The sequence below is a fragment of the Winogradskyella sp. genome (assembly GCF_013213975.1).
GTDB lineage: Bacteria > Bacteroidota > Bacteroidia > Flavobacteriales > Flavobacteriaceae > Winogradskyella.
On record NZ_JABSST010000042.1, the window covers coordinates 18,912 to 30,686 of the forward strand.

General features: G+C 36.0%; 9 protein-coding genes. 6 read left to right on the forward strand and 3 right to left on the reverse strand.

Annotation, left to right across the window (positions count from 1 at the left end):
- Positions 1-88 precede the first annotated feature (88 nt).
- Entirely contained in the window at positions 89-424 is a 336-nt protein-coding gene (locus tag HRU49_RS08125; protein WP_296355990.1) for a hypothetical protein, read from the forward strand.
- A gap of 52 nt (positions 425-476) precedes the next feature.
- Here HRU49_RS08125 and hemL read toward each other — a convergent pair whose 3' ends face one another.
- From hemL to HRU49_RS08140, 3 genes are read right to left on the reverse strand one after another with little or no spacing between them, the layout of a single operon-like run.
- Entirely contained in the window at positions 477-1,763 is a 1,287-nt protein-coding gene (gene hemL, locus HRU49_RS08130) for a glutamate-1-semialdehyde 2,1-aminomutase (protein WP_296355991.1), read from the reverse strand.
- Between the two features lie 3 nt (positions 1,764-1,766).
- A complete protein-coding gene (locus tag HRU49_RS08135; RefSeq protein WP_296355994.1) occupies positions 1,767-2,567 on the reverse strand; it encodes a glucosaminidase domain-containing protein in 801 nt (266 codons plus the stop codon).
- Entirely contained in the window at positions 2,564-3,442 is an 879-nt protein-coding gene (locus tag HRU49_RS08140) for a pyridoxal-phosphate dependent enzyme (RefSeq protein ID WP_296355995.1), read from the reverse strand. Before HRU49_RS08140 ends, HRU49_RS08135 begins: the two co-directional genes overlap by 4 nt.
- A gap of 153 nt (positions 3,443-3,595) precedes the next feature.
- On the opposite strand from HRU49_RS08140, the gene HRU49_RS08145 reads away from it, so the two are divergent.
- The 5 genes from HRU49_RS08145 to HRU49_RS08165 all read left to right on the forward strand — a co-directional run.
- Positions 3,596-7,828: a GEVED domain-containing protein gene (locus HRU49_RS08145; RefSeq protein ID WP_296355997.1), complete on the forward strand. Its 4,233-nt coding sequence runs from the start codon at positions 3,596-3,598 to the stop codon at positions 7,826-7,828.
- Positions 7,829-8,082: 254 nt separating this feature from the next.
- Positions 8,083-8,244: a DUF5522 domain-containing protein gene (locus tag HRU49_RS08150; RefSeq protein WP_296356000.1), complete on the forward strand. Its 162-nt coding sequence runs from the start codon at positions 8,083-8,085 to the stop codon at positions 8,242-8,244.
- 14 nt (positions 8,245-8,258) lie between these two features.
- Positions 8,259-10,253, forward strand: coding sequence for a urocanate hydratase (locus HRU49_RS08155; protein ID WP_296356005.1), 1,995 nt, complete (start codon positions 8,259-8,261; stop codon positions 10,251-10,253).
- Between the two features lie 12 nt (positions 10,254-10,265).
- A complete protein-coding gene (locus HRU49_RS08160) occupies positions 10,266-10,826 on the forward strand; it encodes a DUF4136 domain-containing protein (protein ID WP_296356002.1) in 561 nt (186 codons plus the stop codon).
- A gap of 124 nt (positions 10,827-10,950) precedes the next feature.
- Positions 10,951-11,775, forward strand: an 825-nt coding sequence (locus HRU49_RS08165) for a SulP family inorganic anion transporter (RefSeq protein WP_296356003.1), incomplete at its 3' end; no start/stop codon positions are given.

The window sequence follows — 11,775 nt, forward strand, 5'->3', positions numbered from 1 at the left end:
ACTAATTTTCTAGTAGCGCGACTGACAAGACATCTATTATTAAATAAAATTACTATTTTAGTAACCTTAATTAACTAAATAATCCAGAATGAAAAAGGTACTGACGCTATGTTTATTTGTGTTTGCTATGTTTTTAGGAACAGAATCTGTTGCAGCACAAAACAATAAATTAGAGGTTAACGCTCAAGCATCTGAGCAAACTGAAGCTTTAAGAAAATATATCAAATTTGATAATCAACAGCGTGATAAGGTTTATTTAGCTGTAAAAGAATACACTCAGGCAACTATGGATTTAAAAAAGGCTAAAGTTGTTAAAGAAGGTGCTGAAAAAAAGATTAAAGATTTACTTGACACTAAAATGCAAGAAATTTTGACTGACGAGCAGTTTGAACGTTACCTTAGTTTCTTAGAGCAAGACATTTAATTTCATATATTATAACAAAAAAAAGCTTCACGAGTCGTGAAGCTTTTTTTTGTTATAATTTCTTTGCAACTTCCTCAACAGCAGCAATAGTTTCATTTAAATCTTGATAGGTAAGTGCATCAGTAATAAACCAAGATTCAAAAGCACTTGGAGCAATATAAATACCCTTGTTTAACATACCATGAAAAAAAGATTTAAAGGTCTCGTTATTACCTTTAGCTGCCGAATCAAAGTCTGTTACGGATTCTTCTGAAAAGTGTACAGATATCATAGAACCAATTCTATTTATTGTATGAACGATTCCATTTTTATTTAAGGCTTCACCAATTCCCGTATGAAGGTATTTTGTTTTCTCCTCCAATCTATTCATAAGACCTTTATCCGTTTTAATCGCTTTTAGCATTTGCAAACCTGCAACCATAGCCAAAGGATTACCACTTAGGGTACCTGCCTGATAAACTGGACCTAATGGAGCAAGTTGATTCATAATGTCATTTCGTGCTGCAAAAGCACCAACTGGCAAACCACCTCCAACAACTTTTCCAAAACAGACTATATCAGCATCCACACCTTTTAACTCCTGAACCCCTCCGTTAGCCAATCTAAAACCTGTCATCACTTCATCGAAGATCAATAAGATATCATGGTCTTTACAAAGTTGACGAAGCCCCTCTAAAAAGCCATTAACTGGTGGAATACAACCCATATTACCTGCTACAGGTTCTATGATAATCGCCGCTATTTCATTTGCATTAGCTGCTACAAGAGCTTGCACATTTTCGAGATCATTATATCTTGCCAACAAGGTGTCCTTTGCAGTACCTGGAGTAACACCTGGGCTATTGGGTGTACCAAAAGTAATAGCACCACTTCCAGCAGCAATTAAAAAGGAATCGCTATGACCATGATAACAACCAGCAAATTTTATGATCTTTTCTTTTTTAGTATAACCTCGGGCCAGCCTTATAGCACTCATACAGGCCTCTGTACCAGAATTTACAAACCGTATTTTATCAATATTTGGCACCATGTCTACTGCCAATTCTGCGATTTCAGTTTCCAGAGCTGTTGGCATACCATAGGAGGTGCCGTTTTTGGCTTGGTTAATAACAGCTTCAACAACTGGTGGATAAGCATGACCTAATAGCATAGGGCCCCATGAATTAATATAATCTATGAATCGATTCCCATCTTCATCATAAACATAGGCACCCTGAGCAGATTTTGCAAAAATTGGTGTACCACCAACTGCTTTAAATGCTCTAACTGGAGAGTTGACACCCCCAGGAATTACGTTTTGTGCCTCTCTAAACAAAGCACTACTTCTTTGATATAGCATAATCTAATTTGGGATCATTATCTCTTGACCGATGGCCAAATCATTAGAGTTTAAATTATTTAAGTCTTTAATAGCACTCACCGTAGTATTGTAACGCTTAGCTAATGAATATAAAGTATCACCTTTCTCAACAATGTATCTCATTATACCCTGATCAATAGGAGTCCTCCTAGTCCTACTCTGATTGCCTACTACTTGAGCGTCATATTCATAGAGTTTATAGCGTTCTATAAGACTGATTAATTTTTGAGGATATTGTCTATCTGTTGCATATCCTGCCTTCTTTAATCCTCGTGCCCATCCTCTATAATCATCTTGATCTAAATTAAATAGGAAAGCATAACGTTTTCGACTAGTTAAAAACTCAGAATGATCTTCATAGGAGGACGCTGCTTTTTTATATTTCCTGAAACATTCTTGAGACCTATCATCATCATGATAAATTTTCGCACCCTTCCATCCGTGACATTTAATTCCAAAATGATTATTCGCCTTAACTGCTAATCGTCCTTTACCTGACCCTGATTCTAAAATACCTTGTGCTAATGTTATACTGGCTGGAATTTTTGATTTACGCATTTCCGACTGTGCTATATCAACATATCTTTGGATATATCTTTCAACAGCTGTGAGAGGTTTGGTTGTGACTTCGGAATGAAATGTCTCTTGTGCTGTTTTTGAACTATCCACTTTTTCGGCATTGCTCTTCTCTTCACTTTTTTTAGTGATAATTCCTTTTTTAGGACCACATCCTACCACAAAAATTACGAAGAGAATTAATATATACTTTAAGCTAATTTTCATTCTATTAATGACCAACCTTTCTTTTTTAATTTTAAATTCATTCCTTCTACACCTTGCAAACCACCTGTATGAACGGCTAATATTTTTGACTGCTTTGGAAAAAACCCCTTTTTTATCATATCAAAAATTCCATACATCATTTTTCCTGTATAAATAGGATCTAGAGGAATTTTATACTCCCTTTTAAACCAATTAATAAACGAAATCAGCTCAGGCTTTATTTTACCATAACCACCAAAATGGTAACCAGTAATCAATTCCCAATTTTCTTGCTTGGCAAATTTACGAATATCTTGCTGTAAAAAATCACCTTTTAATGCAGGAAAACCCAATATTTTTTGATTCTTATATGATCCATTTATTAATCCAGAAATCGTGCCACCTGTTCCTACACTGCAACAAACAAAATCGAAATCAGCATCATCTATTGTTAAAATTTCTTCACAACCTTTTATTGCCAAGTCATTTGTACCACCTTCTGGGAGTACGTAAAAATTACCAAACTCTGCTTTAAGTTCCTCCAAAAACTCAGCCTCTTCTTTTTTTCGGTACTTATCTCTAGATACAAACTTTAATATCATCCCACAGGATTGAGCAAATCTTAAAGTTGGATTTGACTCAATCTTATTTACTAATTCCTCTCCTCTTATTATGCCTATGGTTTTAACACTATAGACTTTGCCTGCATAAGCTGTAGCAGATATATGGTTAGAGTATGCACCACCAAAAGTCAATAAAGTCGACTGTTTTTTAGATTTTACATCTTTGATATTATACTTAAGCTTTCTGTATTTATTCCCTGAAATTAATGGATGAATTAGATCTTCACGACGCATAAAAACCTTATAACCCCCATATACAACTAACTCATCCATACAACGCTACTCTTTATCGATAATTAATTAACAACCTATTGATTTCACTAATTTTAATAAAGTTACAATCTAAAAATCACCTGTAATATTTTTAAACTAAAATCCTATATATCTATTAAAATAAGCTCAAATATAAATTCATAGTATTTGCTTATGAAGAAAATTACATTTCTCTTAACAATCCTGTTTTTTATTAAGTCATTTGGTCAAACAAATAACTGTAATAACAATGGCAGTGGCCAATTAATTGTTGGTTCTAGTTGTAATTTAATAAACTGGAACAGTACAAATGGAAGTGATTATTGGGATGGTGCTAGTACTAATGGGACTTGCAATGAAGCAGATTTAGATGATGCATGGGGCTGGTTTGATGCTACAAGCACCTCAACCACAATCACTTACAATCCAGACACTCAGGATGCCATTCTAACACTTTTTGAAGGTGCCTGTAACCAAAATGGAACAGCAGTTGCCTGCTTAGACGATGGCCTTGCTGGAGATGCAGAAACCATTATATATGCAACAACTATTGGAACTCGATATAGGGTAAGAATACAACGATGGAATAGTAACGGTAACATGAATGGTCAGATATGTATTTATAATACACCTTTAGGACCAAGTAATGATGACTGCGCTAATGCTACTGTATTAACTGTAAATTCTGACGAAAATTGCACTACTATTCTTTCTGGCACAACTACTGGAGCAACAGACAGTACAGTTGGAGGGATGTTATGCAATGGATTTACTGGTGCGTCTAACGATGATGTATGGTATAGTTTTTTAGCTACTGCTCCAAACCACCAAATTACTGTAACACCAAATACATTAGGTGATTTTGTTATAGACCTAAGATCTGGCGCTTGTGACGGCACAAATATCGCTTGCGCAGACGATGTATTTACAGGTTCAGAAACCATAAATGCCACAGGCTTAACAATTGGCAATACCTATTATGTGAGAATCTATTCATATGATACTTCTGGAGGAAGTGGTACTTTTGATATCTGTGTAACAACCCCAGGGTGCACACCATCAACAGACACACCAGATCATCTATATATTTCAACCGTAAGCTTTTTAGGCACTCTAAAAGACACTACAAATTCATCAACCTATACCAATGGCTATGAAGATTACACTGGAAATTCACCTATATCAAAACAAGTGGAAGGTGAAGGTGTAAACATTTATGTAGAAGGAAATGAAATCGCTAGAATAAAAGCATGGGTAGACTGGAATAGTGACGGTTATTTTGATGATGTGACTGAGTTAATATATGACACTGTCGATGTCGCAACAATTTCAACTACTTTTGGTTTTGTAATACCCTTAGGAACACCAATAGGAGACTATCGATTAAGAGTCAGAAATTATTATCAAATTGATTATTTATTTGACATGTTCGACATTGGTTATGATTTTAATGCTTGTAAAGATTTTGTTTATGATGGTTTTTACCTAGAGGATTTTGGTGAAGCTGAAGATTATTTATTTACCGTAGAACCTTATTGTAACGCAATAATAACGAGCATAACTGACGGCAATTCATGTGGCCCAGGATCAGTCACTTTAGATGCAACAGCAACAGGAACACCCGCTATTTCCGAATATCGGTGGTATACCAATGAAACAGATGCTACACCAATCGCTATTACTAGCACAGGCACATGGAATACACCTTCAATTACAACCACAACTACCTATTGGGTCTCAGCATATAACGGAACATGTGAATCTTGGGTAAGAACTCCAATAGTCGCCCATTTGACTCCAATCCCAACACTAACTGTAACCCCTGATACCGCAACCCGTGTTATCTGTGGGGAAAATAATCCATTAGAAATTTCAGCTGAAGGTGATGTGGATGATGTATATTTAATAGATGAAGATTTTGAGAATGGTAGCCTAGGAGCTTTTTCTAATGTTACTTTAGAGGATAATGGCACCACTATTAATAATCGCACACGATGGCAAAATAGAACAAGTACTTTTGTGCCTAATGAAGAAGTATGGCATCCTGCGATATCTTCTGGTTTTGGACCTAACCAATTTGTTATATCAAATTCAGATGTTGGTCCATACGTCACAGAAAATGCTTTAACAAGCATAAGTTCTTATGACACTTCGGATTACACTAACTTAACACTAAGTTTTAAAGCGTATTATTCTCATTATTTAGCAGATAATATTGGAGGGGAAAATGATTACGTTGCAATTGAAGTCTCCACAAATGGAACTCTATGGACTGCAATTACTCCAAATATAACTGCAGATGTAGGAATTGGAACCAAATTCGAAACATTAAACTACAACTTAAATGCATATATCAACCAACCTACTTTAAGCATACGCTTAAGATTCTATGCAGTTTGGGCAGATGGAATAGCTATAGATGACATTAAACTATATGGTGATAAGGACATTACAGCTGTTAATTGGACAACAACACCCATAGGAGCTATAGACCTCTACGAAGATTCAGAAGGCACCACACCTTATACAGGAGATGTGAGACATACAGTTTATGCAATACCTAATATTTCACAGTTAGAAGAAGCCCAGTTTGATTTTACGATTAATGGATCTTTTGCTAATGGCTGCGGAAATAACAATTTAAATTTCACAGTATCAAACAATACGAGAATATGGAGCGGAGTAGCAATTTATGATTGGGATACTGCTTCAAATTGGAAACCTGCGATGGTACCTACAGCAGACAACTGTGTAATTATAGATGCGGGCACACATATTTATATACCTCATAATAGAGCTGGAATACCTCCTAGATTGTATGATGCATATGCCCGAAATGTAGATCTTAAAGCCGGTGCTGTTCTAGAAGTTGTTAGTGGTAACAATCTTACAGTTACTGAGGCAATAAACATCGATGGTTCTCTAGACATAAATGATAATGCCAGTCTGATACAAATAAATAATATTCCAAATACTGGGTTAGGTTCAGCAAATATAGATAGGGTAACACCAAACGGCATGGATATTTTGGATTATACCTATTGGAGTTCAGCTGTAACGTTGGCATCTAATTTTACCTTAAATGATCTTTCCCCTAACACCCCCAATGGACTTTATTATAGATGGCAACCATCAGTAGGAGGTAATCATGGCAACTGGATTTCTGTAGATCCCAATATAACCAATATGCAACCAGGTCTTGGTTATATTGTGAGAGCACCATCAGACATTACTAATACAGACACTTATCCTAATAATGCCTATAGCGGAAGATTTGAAGGAATTCCTAATAATGGTAATATTACAACGCCTATTTCAATTGGCTCTTTACCTGCAAGTGATGACGATAATTGGAATTTAATTGGTAATCCTTATCCATCTGCAATTGATATTGTCGATTTTTTAGACAATCCTACTAATATTCCATTAGTAGATGGAACTGTTTATCTATGGACTCGTAATTCGCCTCCAACAGCAGCTACGCCAGATCCTTTTTATGGTGACTTTGTACTAAACTACACTGAAAATGACTATGCCTCAGTTAATTATTTGGCAAGTACTGCAACAACCATAGATGCTCTAACTGGAGGACAGACACCGTCACAATTCATAGCTTCTGGACAAGCCTTCTTTGTGAGAGGTTTAAGCAATGGAAATGCAGTATTTAATAATACAATGAGAGTTTCTAATGAAAATAATATATTCTTTAGAAGGGCTTCTAATTTTAATACCGATTTTGAAAAACACAGACTATGGCTAAACCTTAGCGATAACGCTGGTGGTTTCAGTCAAATAGTAATTGGATATGCTGATGGTGCAACACTAGGTTGGGATCGTGGACTTGACGGATTAGCTTTTGGTGGTAATGCTGTTACATTTTATTCATTAACTGATGATAATATATTAACTATTCAAGGTAGACCTTTACCGTTTGATGATTCGGATGTTATTCCTCTTGGATTTATTTCTATAGATGAAAATGACTACAGAATAGGTATAGATCATTTAGATGATTTATTTATTAATCAACCTATTTATCTAGAGGATACGTATACAGGTACAATTCACGACATAAAATCTACCCCTTATTTATTTAGTTCAATTGCAGGCACTTTTAACGATAGATTTATTCTAAGATATAGGGATACATCTCTAGGCATTGAAGATCTTGATTCTTTAAATGGAATTATAGTTTTTAAGGAAAATGAGCAAATTGTAATAAAATCAGATTATGAAACTATTAAGTCCATAGACGTCTACGATATTTTAGGAAGAACACTTTTTACCAATAAATATGTACATTCTAATTATTTTAACATCAGCTCTATTAAGTCAGATGAAATAGCGCTTTTCTTAAAAATCAAACTCATTGATGGTAAACAAAAAATAGCTAAGATTATTTTCTGATAAATTTCATAAAACAAAAAAAGACTTTGATTTTAAATAGTTAAGCCCCTCTTCATGCACGTAAGCCTCTTACTCAAATAAACTAATTTCTAGGATTTATTAGACACCTATTTTGTGAAAAACCACCCTTTCTCAAAATCATAAACGGAATTATTATAATACCTAGGCAGCCCTTTGAAAGAAAATATTTTGAATAGAATATCATGTACTATACTATTCAAAAATCAATCCAAATTCCGTTATCTTTGTGAGACATGAAAAAATATGTCCCAATAGAAAAAGGCGACTACTATCTCACACCAGAAGGCTATCGCTGTTTTACCGAACAGTACCATCTAAAAAGAGGGTATTGCTGTGAAAGTGGGTGTAGACATTGCCCATACGGATTTAACAAAAATGATTTAAAAAAGAAGTAATGCAAGCGACTAAATTGTCATTTAAGGAGCAAATATTAGAAGGTATTCCTGAAGTTTTACCTATACAGAAACCTTATGATCCATCTATAAATCATGCCCCAAAACGGAAAGCCATTCTTACTCAAGAGGAGCAGAAATTGGCGCTAAAAAATGCATTACGTTATTTCGATAAAAAGCACCATAGCGTATTACTTCCAGAATTTAAAGAGGAACTTGAGGTATACGGTCGGATCTACATGTACCGCTTTCGCCCTGATTATAAAATGTATGCTCGACCAATTGATGACTATCCTTCAAAATCAAAACAGGCCGCAGCAATAATGCTGATGATTCAAAATAATTTAGACTATGCCGTTGCACAGCATCCACATGAATTAATTACCTATGGAGGTAATGGAGGTGTTTTTTCAAACTGGGCACAATACAGACTCACAATGAAATATTTGGCTGAGATGAATGACTCACAAACATTAGTCATGTATTCTGGCCACCCAATGGGTTTATTCCCATCGCATAATGACGCTCCACGTGTTGTAGTTACAAATGGTATGATGATACCTAATTACTCTAAGCCCGATGATTGGGAGCGATTTAATGCCCTAGGAGTCACACAATATGGACAAATGACAGCAGGTAGCTACATGTATATTGGACCTCAGGGCATAGTACATGGTACTACTATTACCGTTTTAAATGGTTTTAGAAAAATCGGTAAATCACCAAAAGGTCATTTATTCGTCACCTCAGGTTTAGGCGGTATGTCCGGTGCACAACCTAAGGCAGGAAATATTGCTGGATGTATTACTGTTTGTGCCGAAGTGAATCCTAAAATTGCTAAATTAAGATTAGATCAAGGGTGGATTGATGAAAAAATTACTGATTTAAATGAATTAGTAACAAGAGTAAACAAGGCACAAAAAGATCAAGAAACTGTATCCATCGCATACCTCGGTAATATTGTTGATGTCTGGGAAAAATTCAATGAAGCGCATATTCACATCGATTTAGGAAGTGACCAGACCTCACTTCATAATCCTTGGGCAGGTGGGTACTATCCTGTTGGATTGAGTTTTGAGGAAGCAAATGACATGATGGCTAATGAACCTGAACGCTTTAAACAAGAGGTTCAAATAAGTTTGAGACGTCATGCAGATGCTATAAATAAGCACACTGTTAAAGGCACCTATTTTTTTGATTATGGAAATGCTTTTTTACTTGAAGCCTCTCGTGCTGGTGCAGATATCATGTCTGAACACTCAGAATTAGGTAGTGAATTTAAGTATCCCAGCTACGTTCAAGACATCATGGGACCTATGTGCTTTGACTATGGATTTGGTCCCTTTAGATGGGTTTGTGCTTCAGGAAAACCAGAAGATTTAGCTAAAACAGATGAAATTGCTTGTAGTGTTCTCGAAGATTTAATGAGGCATTCCCCTCCTGAAATTCAACAACAGATGGCAGATAATATCCAATGGATAAAAGGAGCTCAAGAAAATAAATTAGTTGTTGGATCACAGGCCAGAATATTATATGCCGATGCGGAAGGTCGCAGTAAAATTGCAGAAGCCTTTAACCAAGCTATTGCAAACGGAGATATTGGTTATGTAATTTTAGGTAGAGACCATCATGATGTCTCAGGAACCGATTCACCTTACAGAGAAACAAGTAATATTTATGATGGGTCGAAATTTACCGCAGACATGGCAATACATAATGTTATTGGTGATAGTTTTAGAGGTGCTACTTGGGTCAGTATTCATAATGGAGGAGGCGTCGGATGGGGCGAAGTTGTTAATGGCGGTTTCGGCATGGTTCTTGATGGTACTAAAGAAGCTTCCCGACGATTACATCAAATGTTATTTTGGGATGTTAATAATGGTATTTCTAGACGAAGTTGGGCGAGAAATGAAGGTGCTATTTTTGCTATTAAGCGCGCTATGGATGCAGAACCGAATCTTAAAGTTACATTACCTAATCAAGTAGACGAAGATTTATTAGAAACCCTTTAAAAATTGTGCGATATGAAGAAACTATTAAAATTTACACCGATTTTAGTTTTTGCCATCCTTCTATCATCGTGCAGCTCTGTAAGAGTTGCGGCTGACTATGATCGAGAAGCAAACTTTGACCAATACAAAACCTTTGCATTCTTTAAACCTGGAATTGACAAAGCAGAAATTAGCGATATTGATAAGAGACGTATATTAAGAGCCATTGAAGCTGAACTAATGGCTAAAGGGATGACAAAATCTGACAATCCAGATATGCTCGTTAGTATATTTACAAAATCCACACAACGTGTAGATGTTTACAATAATACCTGGGGCTATGGAGCCTGGGGCTGGGGAGGTTATAGTCGTTGGGGCTGGGGCTGGGGACCTGGTTTTGGCTGGGGAGGAAATAATGTTTCTACCAGCACTGAAGGTATGTTATTTATAGACTTGGTGGATGCTAAAGAAAAAGAACTGATTTGGCAAGGATCAGGAACCGGTTATTTAGTTACAAAAAATGTAGACAAAAAAGAGGCTAGAATTAAAGAATTTGTCGCTAAAACCATGGAGCAATTTCCACCTGCTCAATAACCGATAGTTAAATAAAAGTAATTCTAAAGCACTAGAACATCTAGTGCTTTTTTTGTTATCTTAAGATTCCCTATGGTATTGTTCCAAATAATCTATCTTTGCCGACTTATTAAGATAAAGCATTATGATACTTGGTCAAACTACAAGAAAAAACTTTACTCAAAACCCAAAAAATGATATCTTATCTGGACTCACGGTGGCACTCGCTCTGGTTCCTGAAGCGGTAGCTTTTGCCTTTGTTGCAGGCGTTGACCCTCTCGTAGGACTTTATGGTGCATTCATGATGGGCCTTGTCACAGCTCTTTTTGGTGGTAGACCAGGAATGATTTCAGGTGCAACAGGAGCTATGGCTGTGGTGATGGTTCACCTCATTCAAAAAGGTAATGACGTTGGCTTAGCTATGGATAAACCTATCGATAATCTAGGGCTGCAGTGGCTTTTTATTACCTTACTTTTTGTTGGTGGAATCCAGATTTTAGCAGGTGTTTTTAAACTTGGAAAGTTCGTTAGATTAATTCCACATCCTGTAATGAAGGGATTTGTTAATGGTTTAGCCATTGTAATTTTCCTTGCTCAATTAAAACTGTTTCCTAACGCTGTACCTAAAGACATTTCCATTTGGACTAATACATCAGAATGGTTCAGTGCATTATTTAGCAATACAGTGTTCTGGAAAATGATGGGCTTTATTGTATTAACAATGGGCATTATGTTTGGCTTACCAAAACTTACAAAAAAAATCCCTGCAGCTTTAATCGCAATTATTGTTGTGGCTTGTATCACTATTCTAGGTGGTATTGAAATGAGCACCGTTGGGTCCTTTATCGCTGAAGGAGGAGGTAAGGGATTAAAAGGAACGCTACCAACATTTCAAGACCAGATTTTTGGATTCTTTAGTTCAATTTCAGGACATTGGAGTCTCATTTTATCAACAGCATTTATTCTAGCA

What these genes read in the sequence shown, in the direction of transcription:
- HRU49_RS08125 (WP_296355990.1), top strand. Translation starts at nt 89, where the DNA reads ATGAAAAAGGTACTGACGCTATGTTTATTTGTGTTTGCTATGTTTTTA.
- hemL (WP_296355991.1), bottom strand. Translation starts at nt 1,763, where the DNA reads ATGCTATATCAAAGAAGTAGTGCTTTGTTTAGAGAGGCACAAAACGTA.
- HRU49_RS08135 (WP_296355994.1), bottom strand. Translation starts at nt 2,567, where the DNA reads ATGAAAATTAGCTTAAAGTATATATTAATTCTCTTCGTAATTTTTGTG.
- HRU49_RS08140 (WP_296355995.1), bottom strand. Translation starts at nt 3,442, where the DNA reads ATGGATGAGTTAGTTGTATATGGGGGTTATAAGGTTTTTATGCGTCGT.
- HRU49_RS08145 (WP_296355997.1), top strand. Translation starts at nt 3,596, where the DNA reads ATGAAGAAAATTACATTTCTCTTAACAATCCTGTTTTTTATTAAGTCA.
- HRU49_RS08150 (WP_296356000.1), top strand. Translation starts at nt 8,083, where the DNA reads ATGAAAAAATATGTCCCAATAGAAAAAGGCGACTACTATCTCACACCA.
- HRU49_RS08160 (WP_296356002.1), top strand. Translation starts at nt 10,266, where the DNA reads ATGAAGAAACTATTAAAATTTACACCGATTTTAGTTTTTGCCATCCTT.